General features: G+C 63.2%; 18 protein-coding genes. 9 read left to right on the top strand and 9 right to left on the bottom strand.

The genetic code is table 11. The features are described 5' to 3' along the window. The 5 genes from M8997_RS09780 to M8997_RS09760 form a co-directional block, all read right to left on the bottom strand. On the bottom strand, positions 1 to 879 hold the full coding sequence (locus tag M8997_RS09780) for a F0F1 ATP synthase subunit gamma (RefSeq protein WP_250016806.1): 879 nt from the start codon (positions 877 to 879) through the stop codon (positions 1 to 3). 19 nt (positions 880 to 898) lie between these two features. Then, the gene (atpA, locus tag M8997_RS09775) at positions 899 to 2,428 is read right to left on the bottom strand and encodes a F0F1 ATP synthase subunit alpha (protein WP_250016803.1); all 1,530 of its coding nucleotides are present in this window, start codon (positions 2,426 to 2,428) and stop codon (positions 899 to 901) included. Then, positions 2,428 to 2,988: a F0F1 ATP synthase subunit delta gene (locus tag M8997_RS09770; protein WP_250016801.1), complete on the bottom strand. Its 561-nt coding sequence runs from the start codon at positions 2,986 to 2,988 to the stop codon at positions 2,428 to 2,430. The genes atpA and M8997_RS09770 overlap by 1 nt, the downstream gene beginning before the upstream one ends. Positions 2,989 to 3,229: 241 nt before the next feature. Next, entirely contained in the window at positions 3,230 to 3,619 is a 390-nt protein-coding gene (locus M8997_RS09765; protein WP_250016799.1) for a DUF4345 family protein, read from the bottom strand. Between the two features lie 35 nt (positions 3,620 to 3,654). Continuing rightward, entirely contained in the window at positions 3,655 to 5,838 is a 2,184-nt protein-coding gene (locus tag M8997_RS09760) for a primosomal protein N' (protein ID WP_250016796.1), read from the bottom strand. Between the two features lie 107 nt (positions 5,839 to 5,945). On the opposite strand from M8997_RS09760, the gene fsa reads away from it, so the two are divergent. Next, positions 5,946 to 6,599 (top strand): fructose-6-phosphate aldolase, encoded by a 654-nt coding sequence (fsa, locus tag M8997_RS09755; RefSeq protein WP_250016794.1) that lies wholly within the window; start codon positions 5,946 to 5,948, stop codon positions 6,597 to 6,599. A 121-nt stretch (positions 6,600 to 6,720) separates the two neighbouring features. Here the strand turns inward: fsa and lptE are convergent, their stop codons facing one another. Next, complete coding sequence (lptE, locus tag M8997_RS09750) at positions 6,721 to 7,299, bottom strand: LPS assembly lipoprotein LptE (protein ID WP_250016792.1); 579 nt, start codon at positions 7,297 to 7,299, stop codon at positions 6,721 to 6,723. Further along, entirely contained in the window at positions 7,286 to 9,904 is a 2,619-nt protein-coding gene (gene leuS / locus M8997_RS09745; RefSeq protein WP_250016789.1) for a leucine--tRNA ligase, read from the bottom strand. Before leuS ends, lptE begins: the two co-directional genes overlap by 14 nt. 135 nt (positions 9,905 to 10,039) lie before the next feature. Here leuS and M8997_RS09740 point away from each other — a divergent pair, with 135 nt between their 5' ends. Together M8997_RS09740 and acs are read left to right on the top strand one after the other, a co-directional pair. Then, entirely contained in the window at positions 10,040 to 10,705 is a 666-nt protein-coding gene (locus tag M8997_RS09740) for a YggS family pyridoxal phosphate-dependent enzyme (protein WP_250016786.1), read from the top strand. A 173-nt stretch (positions 10,706 to 10,878) separates the two neighbouring features. Beyond that, positions 10,879 to 12,831, top strand: coding sequence for an acetate--CoA ligase (acs, locus tag M8997_RS09735; RefSeq protein ID WP_250016784.1), 1,953 nt, complete (start codon positions 10,879 to 10,881; stop codon positions 12,829 to 12,831). Positions 12,832 to 12,877: 46 nt separating this feature from the next. On the opposite strand, the gene M8997_RS09730 is transcribed toward acs, so the two are convergent. Beyond that, on the bottom strand, positions 12,878 to 14,146 hold the full coding sequence (locus M8997_RS09730) for a cyclopropane-fatty-acyl-phospholipid synthase family protein (RefSeq protein WP_250016782.1): 1,269 nt from the start codon (positions 14,144 to 14,146) through the stop codon (positions 12,878 to 12,880). Positions 14,147 to 14,693: 547 nt separating this feature from the next. Here M8997_RS09730 and M8997_RS09725 point away from each other — a divergent pair. Continuing rightward, entirely contained in the window at positions 14,694 to 16,070 is a 1,377-nt protein-coding gene (locus M8997_RS09725) for an MATE family efflux transporter (RefSeq protein WP_250016780.1), read from the top strand. A 36-nt stretch (positions 16,071 to 16,106) separates the two neighbouring features. Here the strand turns inward: M8997_RS09725 and M8997_RS09720 are convergent, their stop codons facing one another. After that, a complete protein-coding gene (locus tag M8997_RS09720) occupies positions 16,107 to 16,349 on the bottom strand; it encodes a DUF1674 domain-containing protein (protein ID WP_250016769.1) in 243 nt (80 codons plus the stop codon). Between the two features lie 111 nt (positions 16,350 to 16,460). Here M8997_RS09720 and htpX point away from each other — a divergent pair, with 111 nt between their 5' ends. The 5 genes from htpX (at position 16,461) to M8997_RS09695 (ending at position 23,015) form a co-directional block, all read left to right on the top strand. Continuing rightward, positions 16,461 to 17,408, top strand: coding sequence for a zinc metalloprotease HtpX (gene htpX / locus M8997_RS09715; RefSeq protein WP_250016766.1), 948 nt, complete (start codon positions 16,461 to 16,463; stop codon positions 17,406 to 17,408). Continuing rightward, the gene (locus M8997_RS09710) at positions 17,405 to 18,781 is read left to right on the top strand and encodes an RsmB/NOP family class I SAM-dependent RNA methyltransferase (RefSeq protein WP_250016764.1); all 1,377 of its coding nucleotides are present in this window, start codon (positions 17,405 to 17,407) and stop codon (positions 18,779 to 18,781) included. The genes htpX and M8997_RS09710 overlap by 4 nt, the downstream gene beginning before the upstream one ends. 60 nt (positions 18,782 to 18,841) lie before the next feature. After that, positions 18,842 to 20,551 (top strand): heparinase II/III family protein, encoded by a 1,710-nt coding sequence (locus tag M8997_RS09705; protein WP_250016762.1) that lies wholly within the window; start codon positions 18,842 to 18,844, stop codon positions 20,549 to 20,551. A 151-nt stretch (positions 20,552 to 20,702) separates the two neighbouring features. Further along, complete coding sequence (locus M8997_RS09700) at positions 20,703 to 21,758, top strand: aldo/keto reductase (protein ID WP_250016760.1); 1,056 nt, start codon at positions 20,703 to 20,705, stop codon at positions 21,756 to 21,758. Positions 21,759 to 21,794: 36 nt separating this feature from the next. After that, entirely contained in the window at positions 21,795 to 23,015 is a 1,221-nt protein-coding gene (locus M8997_RS09695) for an MFS transporter (protein WP_250016758.1), read from the top strand. The last annotated feature ends 38 nt before the right edge of the window (positions 23,016 to 23,053 follow it).

The following is a 23,053-nucleotide window of genomic DNA, read 5'->3' as shown; positions in this document are numbered from 1 at the left end:
TTAGAGCGCTTCCGCGCCCGAAATGATTTCAATCAGTTCTTTGGTGATCTGGGCCTGACGCTGGCGGTTGTACGACATTGTCAGCTTGCTGATCATGTCACCGGCATTGCGGGTTGCGTTGTCCATGGCGGACATGCGCGCACCCTGTTCCGATGCCGCGTTTTCAAGGAGAGCGCGGAAAACCTGGACGGAAATATTGCGCGGGATCAGATCGCCGAGAATGGCAGCCGGATCCGGCTCATATTCATAAACTGCATCGCCCGCTGTTTCCGGCTCGGCATCGTTGATGGAGTTCGCCGGTATGAGCTGCTGGGCGGTCGGTATCTGGGAAATCACCGACTTGAACTCGGAGTAGAACAATGTCGCGACGTCGAAGGCGCCTTCATTGTACAGACCGATGATCTTGCGTCCGATCTCATCCGCATTGGTAAAGCCGACCTGCTTTACCTCACGCAGATTGACGTGATCGATGATGTGCTTGCCGAGATCGCGGCGCAGTATGTCGGCGCCCTTCTTGCCGACGGTGATGATCTTCACCGTCTTGCCATCGGCGAGCAGCCGGCGCGCATGTTCGCGGGCCAGACGCGCAATCTGCGCGTTGAAACCGCCGCAAAGGCCGCGCTCGGACGTGCAGACGACGAGCAGATGCACATCGTCCCTGCCGGTTCCGCTCATCAGTGCGGGCGCATCGTCACCATCCACGTTGGAAGCGATATTCGCCAGAACCGCAGCCATGCGCTGCGAATAGGGGCGTGCGGCTTCCGCAGCTTCCTGGGCACGACGCAGCTTCGCCGCGGCGACCATCTGCATCGCCTTGGTGATCTTCTGCGTCGCCTTGACCGAGGCGATCCGGTTTCTCAGATCCTTTAACGAAGGCATCCGTTCATCCCGTCAGTGGTTAAGCGAAGGACTTGGCAAAGGCGTCGATTGCCGCCTTGAGCTTGCCCTTGGTGTCGTCGCTGATCTGCTTGTCCTTGGCGATCGCCTGGAGAACATCCTTGCTCTCCGTGCGCAGCCAGGTCAGCAGGCCCTGCTCGAACTTGCCCACGTCGCTGACGGCCAGCTTGTCGAGATAGCCGTTGACACCGGCGAAAATCACCGCGACCTGCTCTTCCGTCTTCAGCGGCGAGAACTGCGGCTGCTTCAGCAGCTCCGTCAGACGCGCACCGCGATTGAGCAGGCGCTGCGTCGAGGCATCGAGATCGGAACCGAACTGGGCAAAGGCCGCCATTTCGCGATACTGCGAAAGCTCACCCTTGATGGAACCGGCAACCTGCTTCATCGCCTTGATCTGCGCCGAGGAACCGACGCGGGAAACCGACAGGCCGACGTTAACGGCCGGACGGATACCCTGGTAGAACAGGTTCGTCTCGAGGAAGATCTGGCCGTCGGTGATCGAAATCACGTTGGTCGGAATATAGGCGGAAACGTCGTTGGCCTGGGTCTCGATGACCGGCAGCGCCGTCAGCGAACCTGCGCCATTTTCGTCGTTGAGCTTTGCAGAGCGCTCCAGCAGACGGGAATGCAGATAGAACACGTCGCCGGGATAGGCTTCGCGGCCCGGCGGGCGGCGCAGCAGCAGCGACATCTGGCGATAGGCAACGGCCTGCTTGGAAAGATCGTCATAGGCGATCAGCGCGTGCATGCCATTGTCGCGGAAATACTCGCCCATCGCGCAGCCGGCGAATGGCGCCAGATACTGCATCGGAGCAGGATCGGAAGCGGTCGCGGCAATGACGATCGAATATTCGAGGGCGCCGCGCTCTTCGAGGATCTTCACGAACTGGGCAACCGTCGAACGCTTCTGGCCGATGGCGACATAGACGCAATACAGCTTGTCGTTCTCGTTGCCGGCATCATGGGCCGGCTTCTGGTTGAGGAACGTGTCGAGGATGATGGCGGTCTTGCCGGTCTGGCGATCGCCGATCACGAGCTCGCGCTGTCCACGGCCGACCGGGATCAGGGCGTCGATGGCCTTGAGGCCGGTCGACATCGGCTCGTGCACCGACTTGCGCGGGATGATGCCGGGAGCCTTGACGTCGACGCGCGAACGCTGGGTTGCCTTGATCGGGCCCTTGCCGTCGATCGGATTGCCGAGGGCGTCGACAACGCGGCCGAGCAGCTCCTTGCCGACGGGGACGTCGACGATGGCGCCGGTGCGCTTGACCGTGTCGCCTTCCTTGATGTCACGGTCGGAGCCGAAGATAACCACGCCGACATTGTCGCTCTCGAGGTTGAGAGCCATGCCGCGGGTACCACCCGGGAACTCGACCATTTCACCGGCCTGAACATTGTCCAGACCATATACGCGAGCGATACCGTCACCGACGGACAGAACCTGCCCGACCTCGGAGACTTCCGCCTCCTGGCCGAAGTTCTTGATTTGCTCTTTCAGGATTGCGGAAATTTCCGCGGCGCGGATGTCCATCAGCCGACCTCTTTCAGTGCAAGCTTAAGCGAAGAAAGTTTTGTGCGAAGTGAAGTGTCGATCTGGCGGGAACCCAACTTGACGATGAGACCACCGAGAATCGACGGATCAACAGTGACATTGATTGTCACGTCCTTGCCGGCCACGCCCTTGAGCGCCGCCTTCAGTTCTGTCTGCTGCGCAGCGGTGAGTGCATGCGCCGAAATGACGTCGGCGGCAACTTCGCCGCGATGCGCGACTGCGATTTGACGGAAAGACCGGATCATTGCCGGCACTGCGAACAGGCGGCGATTTTGCGCGACCACGCGCAGGAAATTGCCGACGAGGCCGCCGATGCCGGCCTTGGTGAGGATGGCGGAGACCGCCTTCACCTGATCACCGGATGAGAATACCGGGCTGGCAATGAGACGCTTCAATTCGGCGCTGCCATCGACAAGAGCCTCGAACCTGCCGAGATCCTTTTCCACTTGCGGGATGGATTTTGCCTCCAGCGCGAGGTCGAACAACGAGCCTGCATAACGCTGGGCAACACCGGAAATGAGCGACGAAGTTTCTGCCACGAACGACAAGCTCTCTGTGTTGGAGCCAAAAATCTGCAAACCGAAGGATAGAAACGGTCAAATCTTTGGCGTTATTGATTATTTTTCCGCCAAGAACATAACTCAAGAGCCGCCCCCGACGAGATTTGAATGCCGTCTAGCATAGGAACACTGGACTCGCAACAAGCGAATCCCCGAAAATGGCGGTGCGCATTGCCGCAACCTGCGTAATATGAGCGAACGATTCAGGAATGTGACGGCGTTACGCCACGAAACCGAAAGCGAAGAGCAGCGGCCCCGCTGCAAGCGCGAGTTCCAGGATCACGTAGACCCAGTTATAAAGGGTGTTGCCGCGATCCGACATCATCGAGATCAGCCTGCCGAACACGGTGAAGGCCCAGGCGACGCCGAGGGCGATCCAGAGGAAGGGCTGCGCGAATATCAGGGCGCTGAAACCGAGCCCGACATAGAACCCGGCGAGCGGTCCGCGCAGCGCCGACACCGCTTCCGGATGGGCGGGCACCGTCTGCAGCCGCAGGGCGCGCATGGCGAGGCGAGGCGCAAGAAAGGCGAACAGGCCGAGCAGCACCGTCACCGCCGCCGACAGGAAGGCCAGCCATTCGCCCTGGCTCGATGGCCAATAGAGTTCCATGATATTCGTCCCCCGACTGAGTTCCTGCTACTTGCTTATAGAAAGTTTTGCGGATCGACATCAACTTGGACACGCAATGATCCACGCTCTTTTGGCCCGGCCTGCAGCATCGCCCGGATGAAGCCCTGGATATCCGCCTTGCGGTCCGCATGGACGAGCAGCCTGAACCGGTGGCGCCCCCTGATGAGCGCGAGCGGCGCCTCCGCCGGGCCCAGCACCGCGATCTGCGGCGAAGCGGGGGCGGCGCGGCGCAGCGCGCGGGCGTGGCTCTCCGCCTCCTGCCGCGTCGGCGCCGATATGATCAGCGCCGCAAGCCGGCCATAGGGCGGCAGGCCGGAACGTTCGCGCTCCTCAATCTCCCGCTCGTAGAACGTCTTCGCATCGCCGGAGACGATGGCCCGCATGACGGGATGGTCCGGCTGGTAGGTCTGGAGCAGGCCGAGGCTCTTCTTGCCGGTACGGCCGGCGCGGCCGGTGACCTGGTTGAGCAATTGAAACGTGCGCTCCGCCGCGCGCGGGTCGCCATTGGCAAGTCCGAGATCGGCATCGACCACGCCGACCAGCGTCATGTTGGGGAAATTGTGCCCCTTGGCGACGAGTTGCGTGCCGATGACGATATCGGCATCGCCCCGGGCGATGGCATCGAGTTCCAGCCGCAATCGCTTGACCCCCATCAGGTCCGACGAAAGGACGATGATGCGCGCCTCGGGAAAGGATTTCTCGGCTTCCTCGGCGATGCGCTCGACGCCCGGGCCGCAGGCGACGAGATGATCGAGCGTGCCGCAGGACGGGCAGGCTTCCGGCCGCGCTTCGTGATGTCCGCATTGATGGCAGACGAGTTGCCCGCGGAAGCGATGCTCCACCAGCCAGCTCGAACAGCTGGGGCATTGGAACCGGTGCCCGCAGACGCGGCAAAGGGTCAATGGCGCATAGCCGCGCCGGTTGAGGAACAGCAGCGATTGCTCGCCGCGCTTCAGCGTCGCCTCGACCGACTCTACCAGTGCCGGCGAGAGGAACCCGCCCGGGCGCGGCGGCGACCGGCGCATGTCGATCGTCTTCAGGTCGGGCATCGCCGCCTCGGCATAGCGGCCGCTGAGCCTTATCCGGCTGTAGCGGCCCTGGTTGGCGTTGACCTGGCTTTCGATCGACGGCGTCGCCGAGGCGAGAATGACCGGGAACTGGCCGATATGGCCGCGCACCACCGCCATGTCGCGCGCATTGTAGAAAACGCGGTCCTCCTGCTTGTAGGCAGGATCGTGCTCCTCGTCGACGACGACGAGCCCGAGTTCCCTGAATGGCAGGAACAGCGCCGAGCGCGCACCCGCGACGACGCGCACCTGGCCCTCCATGACCTGCCGCCACACACGCTCGCGCATTCGGGGCGCAAGTTCCGAATGCCACTCCGCCGGCCGCGAGCCGAAACGGTCGTGGAACCGGTCCAGGAACTGCTGCGTGAGCGCGATTTCCGGCAGGAGGATGAGCACCTGCCTGCCCTGCTCCACCGCCTTGGCTATGGCCTCGAAATAGACTTCCGTCTTGCCCGATCCGGTCACGCCGTCGAGCAGCGACACGGAGAAACCGCCGGCCGCGACGGCTTCGACGAGCTTTTCGGCCGCCTGCGCCTGGTCGAAGGTCAGGGTCGGCTCGGCATAGGCCGGATCGGGCGTCGCCACCACCGGGCGCGGCGGTATCATCACCGTTTCGAATAGTCCCTGCGCGACGAGGCCGTCCACCACCGTCGCCGAGACGCCGGCGGCGTGGGCGAGGCCGGTGCGCGTCCAGGCCATGCCTTCCGCCGCCATCTCCAGCACGCGCGACCGCGCACCGGTGATGCGGTCCGGGCTGCCGCCCGCGAAGCGCAAGCCCGGCCCGGGCGGTTCAGGATCGAAGGCCGCCGGCACGCGCAGCACCATGCGCGCCACCATTCCAGGCGGCGAAATGGTGTAGTCCGCCGCCCATTGCATGAAGCGCAGCATGCCGGCATCCACCGGCGGGCAATCGAACAATGCGGATATCGGCCGCAGTTTCTTGGCATCGACCTTGTCGGTGCCGCCTTCCGTGACGATGCCCGCCACCTCGCGCGGCCCCAGCGGCACACGAACGATGGAGCCCGCCTTGACGTCCATCCCCGCCGGCACGACATAACTATATGGACGCTCGGCCGGCAAAGGCACGAGCACTGGAACTATTTTTTGCGGAATGGACGAATCCTCGGTCATATATGCGTGACCTTGGCGCAGCTTTCCGCTAAAGAAAAGCCAATTTTCGGGAGACGCCCCACGTCTCTCGTCATAGGCCACCTGTCATACTAGGAAGGACTGCTACGATGAAGTTTTTTGTCGACACTGCCGATGTCAAGGACATCCGCGAGCTCAACGACCTCGGCCTGCTCGACGGCGTTACCACGAATCCTTCGCTGATCCTGAAATCGGGCCGCAGCATCCTGGAAGTCACGAAGGAGATTTGTGACATCGTGAAGGGCCCCGTTTCGGCCGAAGTCACGGCGACGGAATATGATCAGATGATGAAGGAAGCCGCGGTTCTGGCCAAGATTGCAGACAATATCTGCATCAAGCTGCCGCTGACGCTGGACGGGCTGAAGGCCTGCAAGGCCCTCACCTCCGACGGCCACAAGACCAACGTCACCCTCTGCTTCTCGGCCCCGCAGGCCCTGCTGGCGGCAAAGGCCGGCGCGACGTTCATTTCGCCGTTCATCGGCCGCATCGACGACATGGGCGTCAACGGCATGGAGCTGATCTCCGAAATCCGTACGATCTACGACAATTACGATTTCAAGACGGAGATCCTCGCCGCCTCGATCCGTACCGTCAACCATGTGAAGGAAGCAGCGCTCATCGGCGCCGACGTCGCAACGGTGCCGCCGGCAACGCTGCGCGCGCTCGTCAAGCACCCGCTGACGGACAAGGGTCTGGAATCGTTCCTCGCCGATTGGGCGAAGACCGGCCAGTCCATCGCCTGACCCGATCCGAAGTCGAAAAAAAGGCGCCCGTTGCATCGCAGCGGGCGCCCTTTTCATTGGGCCGGAACGGGAAGAGTCATTGGGCCGGAACGGGAAGAGCCGCCGCCCCTCCGGCCGGCGATCAGAACTTGGCGAGATCCTGGGCGACGCTCAGATTGAGCGCTTCGGCCAGTTCGCGGGCAGCGCGGTTGTTTGCGTCGCGCTGTGCCCTGACAACGGCGAAACGCTGGCGCGGCGCGTCGTAATCGGCCGTGACGATGCGCGTACCCCTGCCCACCACCTGGCCGTCCGAAACGCGCGTCAGCACGTAATTGCCGGTCATGCGGATCGAACCGGCGGTCGGCTGGCCCGACTTGTCGTTGATGGCGTTCTGGACGAGCGCCAGCGAAAGATCGCGCGCATATACGACCATCTGCAGATTGTAGGCCGGGCTTGCCGGCTGGCCTGCGCCTCCGGCGAAGAGGAAGATCAGATGGTTGCGCACTTCCTGCGTAACGCGGTCGCCGGGCTGGTTGATCGCCACGGTGCTGAGCTTGGAACGCACGCTGCCGCTTGCGCCGCCGCTGCCGATCGCCGGCGCCGCCTCCGAATAGAGCGGGCGCACCTGGCAGCCGGCCGCGATCAGCGACAGTCCGACGACGCCAAGGGACAGGAAGCGCTTTGCGGACAGGACCCGCGACCGGTAATCAGGCAACGACATTGACGATCCTCTGCGGTACGATGATGACTTTCTTCGGTGGATTGCCGTTGAGTGCAGCCTGGACGAAATCCAGAGCCAGGGCAGCCTTCTCGACGGTCAATTGATCCGCATCGCGGGCAATTGTCAAATCCCCGCGCTTCTTGCCATTGATCTGCACGGGCAGCGTGATGTCGTTCTCGACGATCAGCTCTTCCCTATGGGCCGGCCAGGGCTGCTGGGCGACGAAGCCCTCGCCGCCGAGAACCTTCCAGCATTCCTCCGCCAGATGCGGCATCATCGGAGCGATCATCGTCACCAGCATGGAGGTCGCCTCGCGGCAGGCGCCGATCAGCGCCGGGTCCGCCTCGCCGGCGGCGATCTTCTGCAACGGGCCGGAGAGCAGGTTGACGAGCTCATAGAGGCGGGCCACGGCCTTGTTGAAGCCCAGCTTCTCGATATCCTCGCCAACGAGCTTGACCGCCTTGTGCGCGGCTTTCGAAACCTGCAGTGCCTCGCCTTCGCCGGCCGCCACGGGCTCGACCGAGCGCAGCGCATCCGCCGCCTCCGAGATCAGGCGCCATACGCGCTGGACGAAGCGATGCGCGCCCTCGGCGCCGGCTTCGGTCCAGATCACGTCGCGTTCGGGCGGAGAATCCGACAGCACGAACCAGCGCGCCGTATCGGCGCCGTAGGATGCGATGATGTCATCCGGATCGACGACGTTCTTCTTCGACTTCGACATCTTTTCGATGGCGCCGATCTCGACCTCGTCGCCCGACGAAATCAGCACGGCGCGGCGCTTGCCGTCGATCTCCTCGAGGCGGACTTCGGCCGGCGTGACCCAGGCGCCATCGTGCCGGTAGGTTTCGTGCACGACCATGCCCTGCGTGAACAGGCCCTTGAACGGCTCGCTGACATCGAGATGCCCGGCGATCTTCATCGCCCGGGTGAAGAAGCGCGAATAGAGCAGATGCAGGATCGCGTGTTCGATGCCGCCGATATACTGGTCGACCGGCAGCCAGTGATTGGCGGCACGCGGGTCGGTGGGATCGTTTTCCCACGGAGCCGTGAAGCGGGCGAAATACCAGGACGAATCCACGAACGTATCCATCGTGTCCGTCTCGCGGCGCGCCGGCTTGCCGCAATTCGGGCAAGGCACGTTGCGCCAGGTCGGGTGCCTGTCGAGCGGATTGCCGGGGCGGTCGAACTCGACATCGTCCGGCAGCTTGACCGGCAGGTCAGCCTTCGGCACCGGGACGACGCCGCAATCGTCGCAATGGATCATCGGGATCGGGCAGCCCCAATAGCGCTGGCGCGAGATGCCCCAGTCGCGCAGGCGGAAGTTCACCTTGCGCTCGCCTTGCGGGCGGCCATCGATGGACTGCTTCTCCAGGCGCTCCGCCACCGCCTCGAATGCCTCCGCCGGCGTCATGCCGTCGAGGAAGCGCGAATTGATCATCACGCCGTCGTCGACATAGGCCGTATCGGTGATCTGGAATGTCGCGGCATCCGCCTCCTTCGGCATCACCACCGGAACCACCGGCAGGCCGTATTTATTGGCGAAATCGAGGTCGCGCTGGTCGCCGGAGGGGCAGCCGAAAATGGCGCCGGTGCCATATTCCATCAACACGAAATTGGCGACATAGACCGGCAGCGACCAGCTGTCGTCCAGCGGATGCACGACGCGGAGGCCGGTGTCGAAACCCTTCTTCTCGGCGGTTTCCAGCGCCGCGACGGACGTTCCCGCGCGCCGGCATTCCTCGTTGAACTGCGCCAGGGCGTCGTTGGTCTCGGCCGCCTTCTTCGCCAGGGGGTGATCGGCCGCGATCGCCAGGAACGACGCGCCGAACAGCGTGTCCGGCCTCGTCGTATAGACCTCGATCTCGCTGGTGCCATCCTTGGCCGATGCGCTATCCAGCGCCCAGCGGATCAGCATGCCCTCGGACTTGCCGATCCAGTTGCGCTGCATCAGGCGCACCTTGTCCGGCCATTGCTCGAGGCCATCCAGCGCTTCCAGCAGTTCGTCGCTGAAATCGGTGATGCGGAAGAACCATTGCGTCAGCTCGCGCTGCTCCACCAGCGCTCCCGAGCGCCAGCCGCGGCCATCGATCACCTGCTCGTTGGCAAGCACCGTCATGTCCTCGGGGTCCCAGTTGACCTTCGAGGATTTGCGCGTCACCAGCCCTTTTTCCACGAAGTCGAGGAAAAGCATCTGCTGGCGGTGGTAATATTCGACGTCGCAGGTGGCGAATTCGCGCGACCAGTCCAGCGACAGCCCCATGGACTTGAGCTGGCTGCGCATGGATTCGATGTTCTGGTACGTCCACTGCTTGGGGTGGACCTTGTTCTGCATGGCGGCATTCTCCGCCGGCATGCCGAAGGCATCCCACCCCATCGGGTGCAGGACATTGAAACCCTTGGCGCGCTTGTAGCGGGCAACGACATCGCCGAGGGCATAATTGCGCACATGGCCCATATGGATGCGGCCGGAGGGATAGGGAAACATTTCCAGCACGTAATAGGGATCGCGCGGGTCGTCATTGCTGGTCTCGAAGAGCTTGGCGTCCTGCCATGCCTTCTGCCAGTGCTTCTCGGCTACACGCGGATTGTAACGTTCGGTTGCCATGAACGGGATTCTCTTGCAAAGGAAAGGAATGTGTCGGCGGACCTTCACCACGTATTGGCGATAGGGTCAACCACCGGATATTGGGCGAGCGGGCGAAAATCCGCTCCAAACGGATAAATAGGATGAGAAGCTGCCATGTCGACCGCTGTTGAACAACTTTTTTCCGTTCGCTCCGCCATCGATGCGGCTGTCGCGCAGGCGGACAGGGGCGATGATCCGGTGACGCTGGTTGCGGTGTCGAAGACCTTCGCCGCCGACGAGATCCGCCCTGTCCTCGAGGCCGGGCAGCGAATTTTCGGCGAGAACCGCGTCCAGGAAGCGCAGTCGAAATGGCCCGGACTGCGCAGCGATTATGAGGATATCGAGCTCCATCTCATCGGCCCGCTGCAATCCAACAAGGCGGCCGAGGCAGTTGCCCTGTTCGACGTGATCGAGACGGTCGACCGCGAAAAGATCGCCGCCGTGCTCGCTGCCGAAATGGCGAGGCAGAACAGATTTCCGCGGCTCTATGTGCAGGTGAATACCGGCAAGGAGCCGCAGAAGGCGGGAATAGAGCCGGAACAGGCCGTCGCCTTCGTCAAGCGCTGCCGCGACGTCCACAAACTGGCGATCGAGGGCCTGATGTGCATTCCGCCGGCGGACGAGAATCCGGGGCCGCATTTCGCGCTTCTGCGCAAGATCGCGCGCGAGGCCGGCATTGCGAAACTCTCCATGGGCATGTCCGGCGACTACGAGACCGCGATCGGCTTCGGCGCGACGTCGGTACGCGTCGGGTCGGCGATTTTCGGCAGCCGCGCCTGAGTTTTTGCCGCCGGATGTCGCAAAACTGCGACGCCGGGGAAGCGCCTGCCACCATTTGGCGTATTTACGCGGTGAATTGCTTGGTGATAATGAACCCAGGCCTTCCGCGGTGCCATGCCTTCCGCGGTAAAGGATTTCCGGGTGGAGGCCCGCAGCATCGTTGGAGGAAATGAATGTCCGAGAAGGTTTATCCCGTGCTTGCCGGCGCGAAGAAAAACGCGCTCATCGACAATGATACCTATCTCAGCTGGTACAAGCAGAGCGTCAAGGACCCGGAGAAGTTCTGGGGCAAGCATGGCAAGCGGATCGACTGGTTCAAGCCCTACACCAAGGTCAAGAACACTTCCTTCACCGGCAAGGTCTCCATCAAATGGTATGAGGACGGCGTCACCAACGTCTCCTATAATTGCATCGACCGCCACCTGAAGAAGCGCGGCGACCAGGTGGCGATCATCTGGGAAGGCGACAATCCCTATATCGACAAGAAGATCACCTATAACGAGCTCCATGAGCAGGTCTGCCGTCTCGCCAATGTCATGAAGAAGCATGGCGTCAAGAAGGGCGACCGGGTGACGATCTACATGCCGATGATCCCGGAAGCCTCCTATGCCATGCTCGCCTGCGCCCGTATCGGCGCGGTTCATTCCGTGGTCTTCGGCGGTTTCTCGCCCGATGCGCTGGCCGGCCGCATCATCGATTGCGAATCCACCTTCGTCATAACCGCCGACGAGGGACTGCGCGGCGGCAAGCCGATCCCGCTCAAGGACAATACCGACAAGGCGATCGATATCGCCGCCAAGCACCACGTCATGGTGAAGAACGTGCTCGTGGTGCGCCGCACCGGCGGCAAGACCACCTGGGCCAATGGCCGCGATCTCTGGTATCACGAGGAGATCGGCACGGTTAAACCCGACTGCAAGCCGGAAAAGATGAAGGCGGAAGACCCGCTTTTCATCCTCTACACGTCCGGCTCGACGGGAAAGCCCAAGGGCGTCCTGCATACGACCGCCGGCTATCTCGTCTATGTCTCGATGACGCATCAATACGTCTTCGACTATCAGGACGGCGATATCTACTGGTGCACGGCCGATGTGGGCTGGGTCACCGGCCATTCCTATATCGTCTACGGGCCGCTCGCCAATGGCGCGACGACGCTGATGTTCGAGGGCGTGCCGAACTACCCCTCCGTTTCGCGGTTCTGGGAAGTCATCGACAAGCACAAGGTCAATATCTTCTACACGGCGCCGACGGCAATCCGCGCCCTGATGAGCGCCGGCGACGAACCGGTGAAGAAGACCTCGCGCAAATCCCTGCGCGTCCTCGGCTCCGTCGGCGAGCCGATCAATCCCGAGGCCTGGGAATGGTACTACCAGGTCGTCGGCGACAAGCGTTCGCCCATTGTCGATACCTGGTGGCAGACCGAAACCGGCGGCATCCTGATCACGCCGCTGCCGGGCGCGACCGCGCTCAAGCCTGGTTCGGCCACGCGGCCCTTCTTCGGCGTCCAGCCGCAGCTGGTCGACAATGAGGGCGATGTCTTGGAGGGAGCCGCGGACGGCAATCTGTGCATCGTCGATTCCTGGCCGGGCCAGATGCGCACCGTCTATGGCGACCACAAGCGCTTCGTCGAAACCTACTTCTCCACCTACAAGGGCAAGTACTTCACCGGCGACGGCTGCCGCCGCGACAAGGACGGATATTACTGGATCACCGGCCGCGTCGATGACGTGCTGAACGTCTCGGGCCACCGCATGGGAACCGCCGAGGTCGAATCGGCGCTCGTATCGCATGATACGGTGTCGGAGGCGGCGGTGGTCGGCTATCCGCACGACCTCAAGGGCCAGGGCATCTATTGCTATGTCACCCTGATGGCCGGGCTGGAAGGCAATGACGATCTGCGCAAGGAACTCGTCACCCATGTGCGCAAGGAGATCGGCCCCATCGCCACGCCGGACAAGATACAATTCGCGCCCGGCCTGCCGAAGACCCGCTCCGGCAAGATCATGCGGCGCATATTGCGCAAGATCGCGGAAGACGATTTCGGTGCGCTCGGCGACACCTCGACCCTCGCCGATCCGGCAGTCGTCGACGATCTCATCGCCAATCGCCAGAACAAGCGGGGCTGACCGCGCCAGAGAGCCGTGTGCCTTACCGGCACGCGGCGCTTTTCACTCAGCGATAAAGATCCGCCCGCGTCTGCGGCACGGCTGAAATGCCGCGCTTGCGCTTCGAAGCCAGGGTCTGGTTGATCTGGACGGTGCCGCGCTCGAAGGCAAGGGCGCAGCCGGTCAGGTAAAGCAGCCAGAGACGGGCCTTGGGCGCGCCGACTTCGCGGATCGCCTCGTCCATGCGCGCATGGAGCCGGTCCGCCCAGATGCGGCAGGTCTTGCCGTAATGCTCGCGCAGGTTCTCGGCGTCATGAACCTCGAAGCCATGGCCTTCCAGATTTTCGATCGTCATGCCGAGATGGTCGAGCTCGCCGCCCGGAAAGATGTATTTCACCAGCGCGAGATGCTCGGCGCTCTTGCGGCTGAACATCTTCTTGTTGCGCTTCATGCGCCGGGTGATGGCGTGATGGAGATAGAGACCGCCCGGCTTCAGCAGCCGGCGCACGCTGGAGAAATACGTGTCGTAATGGGCGATGCCGACGGCCTCGAACATGCCTATCGACGAGATCTTGTCGAACTGGCCTTCCAGTTCCTCATAGGACTTCACGTGGATAGTGATCTTGTCCTCGAGGCCTTCCGCCTTGATGCGCTCGCGGGCGAGAGCAGTCTGCGCTTCGGAAAGCGAGACGCCGGTCCCGACGACGCCATAATGCTTGGCGGCGTAGATCAGCATCGCTCCCCAGCCGCAGCCGATATCCAGCAGGCGCTCGCCCGGCTTCAGGCGCAGCTTGCGGCAGATCAGCTCCAGCTTGTCGGCCTGGGCCTGGTCGATACTGTTGTTCCAGTCGGTGAAATACGCGCAGGTATAGACCATGCGCTCGTCGAGGAAGAGCTGATAGAAGGCATTCGACACATCGTAATGATGCGTGATCGCCTCCTTGTTCGAACCGCTGACGAAAGGGTCCTTGCCGCCGAGGCCGGAAGCCGCGCTCTTGCCGCGGGCAAGGAGAAGCGCCGGTATGTCCTTGAGCAATTGCCACTTCGGCAATTTGTCCAGCCTGTGCTTCAGCTTGCCCTTGGGACCGCGCTCGACGAGATCGAACAAGGTGCCGTTGCGCACGTCGATCTGGCCGGACACCCACAATTCGACGACCGTTCCGATATTGGGCCGCAGCGCCAATTGCCTGACGACCGATGGGTCGTTCACGACGAAACGCACGCCGTCCGTATCCTCGCCGAGGCGCGTGCCATCCCACAACTCAACTGGGAATTGCGGCTGGATAACATCCACTGCCGTACGGATTATACGTGCTGCCCTGTGCTCAGCTGCCATTCCTGCCTCCAAACACCGCGCGAGTGCTCTTTGTGAAAATCCATTAATTCAACGGCGACAATCGGACCCGCTTTATGGCGGGAGTCGCCGATTTGCAAGCCGCCGCGAGCCGGCTTGCATATTTTCCCTTGAAACCCGGGCAGGATGGCACCATTCTAAGATCGTGTTCAACGAACGAAAAGGAGGTGATCCGATGTCTCGTGATTTCGCTAACGGCCACAAGGCGTCTGATGCTTTCCATCGGGGATCGTCTCTCCTTTGAGTGAGCAGCCCGGTTCTGCCGGGCAAGGCCAAAGACTGCTTTGTGCCAGACGGAATTGCGGGGCCACCCTTCGGGGTGGCCCTTTCCGTTTCTCGACTTCCCTCGTCGACTTCCCCCGGCGACTTCCCCCGGGGCCCCATGGCGCCCCGGATGGCAAGCCCCCGATGGCAAGCCCCCGATGGCCTTTGTAGCCCTTTGCTTCCCGGTCGAATCAATGATAGGAGGCAATGCCTCTAATCAGTGCAAATTGCCTTTTCGTTAGGCAGGCCCTCGGAAGTTTCAGAAATGGTTTCGCTCAGTGCTCAAGATGCCGTGTCGCGGCGGGTTTGGCGCGATGAAATAGTCGCGATGCTCCGGCTCGGCTGGCCTATGATCCTGACGAATCTTGCCCAGGTCGCCATGACCGCGACCGACGTGATGATGCTGGGCTGGATCGGCTCCGATGCGCTGGCGGCCGGGGCGCTCGGCACCAACCTCTATTATGTGCCGATGATCTTCGGCCTTGGCCTCATGCATGCGACGACGCCGATGATGGCGCGCGAGCTCGGACGCAACCGCTTCACCGTGCGCGAACTGCGCCGCACCGTCCGGCAGGGTCTGTGGATCGCCGTCACGATATCAGTCCCGATCTGGCTGCTTCTGTGGAACGCCGCGCCGATCCTGCGCGCCCTGGGACAGGACCCGGCGCTTGCCGAACAGGCCGGCACCTATGTCCGCGCGCTGCAATGGGCGGTGCTGCCCTTCTACTTCTACATCATATTGCGGTCGTTCATCGCCGCGCTGGAGCGTCCCGGCTGGGCGCTGGTCATCGGCATTCTCGCAGTGGGCTTCAATGCGCTCGCGAACTGGTGCCTGATCTTCGGCAATTTCGGCTTTCCCAGGCTCGGCGTCGTCGGTTCGGGCATCGCGACGACATTGTCGTCCTTCATGCTGTTCGCCGGCCTCGTCATCGTCATCGTCGTGGACAAGAAGTTCCGGCGCTATCGCCTCTTCGGCCGTTTCTGGCGCGCCGACTGGCACCGCTATTTCCAGCTGTTGCGGCTCGGCCTGCCGATTTCGGCCATCCTCAGCTTCGAAGTGACGATCTTCAACGCCGCTGCCTTCCTCATGGGCCTGATCGGCCCGCATCCGCTTGCCGCCCATGCGATCGCCATCCAGATCGCCGCGATCAGCTTCATGGTGCCCATGGGCGTCGGCCAGGCCGCGACCGTCCGCGTCGGCCGCGCCTTCGGGGCGCAGGACAGCGACGGCATCAAGCGCGCCGGCTGGGTGGCGTTCTCCGCCGGCACCGGTTTCATGGTGATCACCGCCCTGCTGATGATCCTCGTGCCGCACACGCTGATCCGCGCCTTCATCGACATCCATGATCCGGCCAATGCCGATGTCGTCGCGCTCGCGGTCAGCTTCCTCGCCTTTGCCGCCCTGTTCCAGATATTCGACGGCGCACAGGCAGTCGCCAGCGGCATGCTGCGGGGCCTGCACGATACGACGGTGCCGATGATCTATGCGGCCATCGCCTATTGGGGCATCGGCCTGCCGCTATCGCTGCTGTTCGGGTTCTGGCTCGGGATGGAAGGCGCCGGCATCTGGCTCGGACTGGTTTGCGGCCTCGCCGCGGCGTCGTTCCTGCTGCTTGGGCGCTGGCTGAGGCGCAGCATCTGAGCTGCGGCCATATCGATCAGGCTAGAGAAAAATGGGCTAGAAATCGATCGTCCGGCCCTTGATTTCCCAGTCTCCGAACCGGGCCGGGTCCTTGCCGCCGCGGCCGCCGATCTCGCGCGGGCGGGCCGGCTCCTCGCCCTCGCCGCGCGCCCGCCTGGCCTCGGCTTCCCGCAGGGCACGTTGCGCAGCCGGCGGCAGCCTGTCGAAAGATCTGCCTTTCTCGGCTTCTCCTGCGCCAGCTTCTCCTGTCCGGGCATCATCTGGTTTGGTTGCACTCATGCTATACTCTTCATTGAACCTTGCGACCTGAAGCACCATCATATACCGCAGGACCAACATTAAAAGGAACGATTTGTCCGTGAGTTCAACTGCGATAGAAGGATTTATGCCATGAATGTGATGCGCACAGCGATGCTGATTGCCTTCATGACAGCTCTGTTCATGGGAGTGGGCTTTCTGATCGGCGGTTCAAGCGGCATGATGATCGCGCTGGTGATCGCGGCCGGCATGAACATTTTCAGTTATTGGAATTCCGACAAGATGGTGCTGCGCATGCACCATGCCGTGGAAGTGGACGAGCGCAACGCGCCGGAATATTATTCGATCGTACGCGATCTCGCCGCGCGGGCGAACCTGCCCATGCCGCGGGTCTACCTCATACAGAACGACCAGCCCAATGCTTTCGCGACCGGCCGCAATCCGCAGAATGCCGCCGTTGCCGCCAGCACCGGCCTTTTGCAAAGGCTGAGCCCGCAGGAAGTCGCGGCGGTCATGGCCCATGAGCTCGCCCATGTCGAGCACCGCGATACGTTGACGATGACGATCACCGCCACGCTGGCCGGCGCCATATCGATGCTCGGCAATTTCGCCATGTTCTTCGGCGGCAACCGCGAAAACAACAATCCCCTCGGCTTCATCGGCATCCTTGTCGCCATGATCGTCGCCCCCTTCGCCGCCATGCTGGTGCAGATGGCCGTCAGCAGGACCCGGGAATATGCCGCGGACCGGCGCGGCGCGGAAATCTGCGGCAATCCCATGTGGCTCGCCTCGGCGCTCAACAAGATCGCAAGGGGCGCCGGCCAGATCGTCAACGAGGATGCGGAGCGCAATCCGGCATCGGCGCATCTCTTCATCATCAATCCCCTGAGCGGTCGCGGCGCCGACAATCTCTTTTCGACGCATCCAAGCACGGAGAACCGCATCGCCGCGCTGCAGGCCATGGCCGCCGAATTCCGCCAGGCTCCCGCGCAGCCGGCAGCGCCTGCGCCCGACGCGACCGATGACGGCCCCTCACCCTGGGGGCGCGACGGCGGCGGGCGCAAAGGCCCGTGGGCATGAGGCAGCAGCATCGCAGCAAGCGCAGTTCGTTTTCGTCGAGAGAGAATGCAGGCGCAGAGGATCGCCCGGGCCTGGCCGCGCGCCAATGCGCCGCTCGCCTTCTCGGCGCAGTGATCGAAAAGCACACATCGCTCGACGGGCTGACTGACAATGGCAATGGTCATCCGCAATATATGGCGCTCGAGGAGCGCGACAGGTCGCTGGTGCGGGCGATCCTCGGCGCCGCCCTGCGCAATCGCGGCACGATCGAAGCCGCTCTCGCCGCCATGGTGGATCGCCCGCTGCCCGAAAATGCCGTCGGGCTGCGCCAGCTGCTGCATGTGGCGGCGGCGCAGATCCTCTATCTCGACGTTCCCGACCGTGCCGCCGTGGACCTCGCCGTCACCGCCTCCAATTTCGACCCGCGCAACCGCCGCTTCGCCTCGATGGTCAATGCGGTGCTCCGCCGCCTGTCGCGGGAGAAGGAGGTTCTCGGTGCGAACACTTCCGCCCCGAACGTGCCGCAATGGTTCGAGCGCATGCTGGTCGATGCCTATGGCGCGGACAAGGCCGCCGCCATTATCGAGATCCAGCGCGTCGAGCCGCCGATAGACCTGACCGTCAAGGGCGACAGCGAGGCCCTTGCGCAAAGACTGGGTGGCATGGCCCTGCCGACAGGCTCGGTCCGGCTTCCGGTGTTCCAGGGTTCGCTCACGGCGCTCGACGGCTTTGCCGAGGGCGAATGGTGGGTGCAGGACACCGCCGCCAGCCTTCCGGCCAGGCTGTTTGGCGACATGGAAGGCAAGCGCATCGCCGATCTGTGCGCCGCGCCGGGCGGCAAGACAGCCCAGCTCGCTTACGCCGGCGCGCATGTGACCGCGCTCGACCTTTCCGCCAACCGGCTCAAGCGGCTGCGGTCGAACCTCGACAGGCTCGGCCTGAGCGCCGACACGGTGGAAAGCAATCTCCTCGACTACCGGCCGGCGGAGCTGCTCGACGGCGTGTTGCTCGACGCTCCCTGCTCGTCCACCGGCACGGTGCGCCGCCATCCCGACGTTCCGTGGACGAAGACGGCCGACGACGTCGTCAAGCTGGCGAAGCTGCAGGCCCAGCTTCTGGGCCACGCGGTTACCCTCGTTCGGCCGGGCGGCATCATCGTATTTTCCAATTGTTCGCTGTCTCCGCTCGAAGGAGAGGATGTGGCGCGCAACCTCCTCGCCGCCAATCCGGCGATCGAGCATGTACCGGTGACGGCAGAGGAGGTCGGCGGCCTGTCCGAACTCATCACGGCGGAAGGTTTCGTGCGATCGACGCCGGCCGATCTTCGCCATGACGATGCCGCTTTTTCGGGCATGGACGGCTTCTTCGCCGCACGCTTTCGTCGGAAATACTAAAGTCTTAACCAAATCGGCCGCATAAATGCGTCCTGTCGACGAAAATGAAGCAATATTGATATGGTCGCTCTGAGCGAAACACCGCAATTGTGGGGATTGGCCACAGCGCAACTGTGGCGGCGCTTTCGCCGGCGCGTGCGGATGGGCCCGCTCTATCGCTGGCGTTTCACCGGATTCACGCCGGAACGCGTGCTGATAGCGCCGCAAGATCTCCGCCCCGCCGATCCGCAACTGGCGGAAGAGTTCTACCATGGCCGATTCGCGCTGGCAGGCCGGGTCGTCGAGACCGGCGGCAAGTCGCCCTTCCTCGTCGAACCGCCGAACGCCGCATGGCAGGCGGCCTTGCACAATTTCGGCTGGCTGCGGCATTTGCGGGCGGCGGGCACCGAACTCGCGACGGCGAATGCACGCGCCCTGGTCGGGGACTGGATCATAACGCATGGCCGCTCCATCGGCGGCGTGGCCTGGGCGCCGGAAATCACCGCGCAGCGCATCATAGCGTGGCTGCAGCACTCGAACCTCATCCTCGCCGGCACCGATCTGCGCTCCTATCGCCGCTTCATGCGTTCGCTGGCCGTGCAGGTACGCTATCTGCGCACCATGGCGGCGGTCATGGACGATGGCGAGGAAAAGCTGCGCGCGCGCATTGCCCTCGCATTGGCCGCGCTTGCCCTTCCCGTCGCCGCCAGCACAAGCCGCTCGGCCCGCCGCAACCTCGAAATCGAGCTGACAAGGCAGATATTGCCCGATGGCGGGCATATTTCCCGCAATCCCCTGGCCATTCTCGAATTGCTCGCCGATCTGCTTCCGCTGCGGCAGACCTATGCCAGCGGCAACGAGCCACCGCCGAAAGCGCTGATCGAGGCCATCGAGCGGATGCTGCCCGCCCTGCGATTTTTCCGCCACCATGATGGAAACCTGGCGCTTTTCAACGGCGTCGGCGCCACCATGCCGGAACGCGTCATCGCCGTGCTGCGCCATGACGACATCGGCGGACTGCCGCTGGTCCATGCGGCCCATTCCGGCTATGAGCGCCTGTCGATGGATTCGACCACCATCATCGCCGATACCGGCCTCGCTCCGCCCGTCACCGCGTCGCGCGATGCGCATGCGGGCTGCCTGTCATTCGAGATGTCGTCCGGCCGGAACCGCTATATCGTCAATGCCGGGGTCGATCGCTACGGCCCCGAAGAGTTCAGGCCACTGGCGCGCTCCACCGCGGCGCATTCGACCGCCACCGTGAACGACACTTCCTCCTGCCGCTTCAGCACGACATCCGGCCTCGCCACCATGATCGGCACGCCGATCATCGCCGGTCCGACCAAGGTCAATGTGGAGCGTATCGAGCGCGAGGGCGCCGTCGGCTTCGTCGCCAATCACAATGGCTATGTCCGCCCCTTCGGCATATTCCACGAGCGCCAGATCGTGCTTTCGCACAATGGCAGCGTCATCGAGGGCATCGACAGCTTCTTCGCCGCCGGGCGCAACCCGTTGCGGCAGACGGGCGCGGAGGAAATCGTCATCCGGTTTCATCTCCATCCCGCCGTCAGCGTATCGATCGACGATCACGGCCTGATCATCCTGCAGGTGGAAAACGACGATGTCTGGATGTTTTCCTCCACCGTGCAGCCCTTCATCGAGGATTCGCTGTTCTTCGCCGGGTTCCGCGGTCCGGTGAAAACCCGCCAGATAACGCTCTCGGTCAATGCCGCCAACAGGCCGGAGATCGAATGGCAGTTCACGCGCACCAGCCTCGGCGCGCACAATTGAACGGCGCCTTCATCACCAAAGTTTGACATCGCGCCATGGCAATTTCCCGCCTGACGGTTTAGCATGCCGCCAGCCCGCACCTCTGCTGGCATTTCTGTCTCGTCACCATCGGCTTTATCGCGTCATTCTCTAAAACAGGGAGTTCCGGTTCATGGAATATCGTCAACTTGGCCGTTCCGGCCTCATGGTCTCCACCTTGAGCCTCGGCACCATGACCTTCGGCGGCAAGGGTAAATTCGTGAAGACCGGCGACACCAATCTCGAAGGCGCCCGGCGTCAGGTCGGCATGGCGCTCGACGCCGGCATCAATCTTTTCGACACCGCCGACGTCTATTCCAATGGTGCATCCGAGGAGATCCTCGGACAGGCGCTGAAGGGCAAGCGGGATGCCGTCATCCTCGCCACCAAGGCGCGCTTTCGCATGGGCGACGCGCCGAACGATGCCGGTCTGTCGCGCTATCATCTGATACGCGCCGCCGAGGCCAGCCTGAAGCGGCTCGGCACCGACCATGTCGACCTGTATCAATTGCATCAATGGGATGGCCTGACACCGCTGGACGAGACGCTGGAAGCCGTCGATCGCCTCGTCAGGGACGGCAAGGTGCGCTATGCCGGCGTCTCCAATTTCTCCGCCTGGCACCTGATGAAGGCGATGGGCGTCGCGGCAATGGAAAAGTTCATCGCGCCGGTAAGCCAGCAGATCCATTACAGCCTCGAGGCGCGCGACGCGGAATATGAACTCATCCCGGCGACGCTCGACCAGAAGCTTGGCGTTCTCGTCTGGAGCCCGCTCGCGGGCGGGCTGCTGTCCGGCAAATACCGCCGCGACCAGGCGGCGCCGGAGGGCACGCGGCAATTGGCCAATTGGGGAGAGCCGCCGATCCGCGACGAGAACCGCCTCTACGACATTGTCGACGTGCTCGTCCGCATCGCGGCGGATCGCGGCGTCTCGGCGGCGCAGATCGCCCTCGCCTGGCTGATCGGCCGGCGCGGCGTGACCTCGGTCATCGTCGGCGCCCGCACCGATGCCCAGCTCGCCGACAATCTCAAGGCTGCCGAGGTGATCCTGACGCCGGAGGAACGGGCCGATCTCGACCACGTCAGCCAATTGCCGCTGATCTACCCCTACTGGCACCAGGCCATGACGGCGTCGGACCGGCTGTCCGAGGCCGACCTTTCATTGATCGCGCCGCATCTGAACAGCTAGTGTGATGCAACAAGGGAGGATAACAAGTGAGATATAATGGCCTATTCATCAAAGACGTCCTCTCCCGCCGTCACGGCTGCTGAACCGCTGCCGGAAGCTGCCGGCCTCTCGCCGGCACTGACCTTCCTCTTCGCTTTCGCCTGCGGCGCGATGGTCGGCAACATCTATTATGCGCAGGCGCTGATCGGCCTCATCAGTTCCGATCTCGACCTGCATGGCGGCATGGCCGGCTTCATCGTGACGGTGACGCAGCTCGGCTATGGCGCGGGGCTCCTGTTCCTGGTTTCGCTCGCCGATCTCGTCGAGAATCGCCGCCTCGTGCTGATAACGCTGCTTGGAACCGCCGCAGGCCTGCTCGGCGCCGCGTTTTCGCAATCGGCGACGAGTTTCCTGCTGTGCTCCTTCCTCATCGGTTTCTTCGCCTGCGGTGCCCAGGTCCTCGTCCCCTTTGCCGCCCATCTCGCACCGGCGGCCAGTCGCGGCAGGGCCATCGGCAATGTCATGGCCGGCCTGCTGACGGGCATCATGCTGGCGCGGCCGATCGCCAATTTCATCGCCTCCGCGCTCGGCTGGCGCGCCATATTCTGGATCTCCGCCGCCGCGATGCTCGGAGTGATGATCCTGCTGCGGGCCGCGCTGCCAAAGCGCCGGCCCACCGGCGCCGCGAGCTACGGCGCGATCCTGCGGTCCATGCTGCACCTTCTGGTGACCTTGCCCGCCTTGCGCCGCCGCGCGCTCTATCAGGGAATGTTCTTTGCCAGCTTCAACCTGTTCTGGACCGGCATCCCGCTATTGCTGGCCGAGAAATTCGGCTACGGCCAGCGCCAGATTGCCCTGTTCGCCCTCGCCGGGGCCGCCGGCGCACTGGCGGCGCCCATTGCCGGCCGGCTCGCCGATCGCGGCTATACGCGCCAGGCAACGGCGATCGCCATGCTGACCCTGACCATATGGTTCGTCATTGCTGGCTGGGCCGGCACCGCGATTTCCATCGCCGCGCTGGTGCTCGCGGCCATTTTCATCGACAGTGCGGTGCAGACGAACCAGATCCTGAGCCAGCGCATCGTCTTCTCGCTCAATGACGAGGCCCGCGGCCGCCTCAATGCCGTCTACATGACGATCGTGTTCCTGCTGGGCTCGACCGGCTCTGCCATCGCTGCCGCCACCTATTTCTACGGCGGATGGTGGACCACGGCGCTTGCGGGCGCAGCCATGGGCATCGTCCTGCTCGGCATCTTCCTCACCGAGAAACGCACCTGAAGCAAAAGGGTAGGATTCCGCGGCCGCCTGTGCTAACC

The organism is Phyllobacterium sp. 21LDTY02-6, from assembly GCF_023554255.2.
Classification (GTDB): Bacteria; Pseudomonadota; Alphaproteobacteria; order Rhizobiales; family Rhizobiaceae; genus Phyllobacterium.
This window is presented reverse-complemented; position numbering and strand designations above follow the sequence as displayed.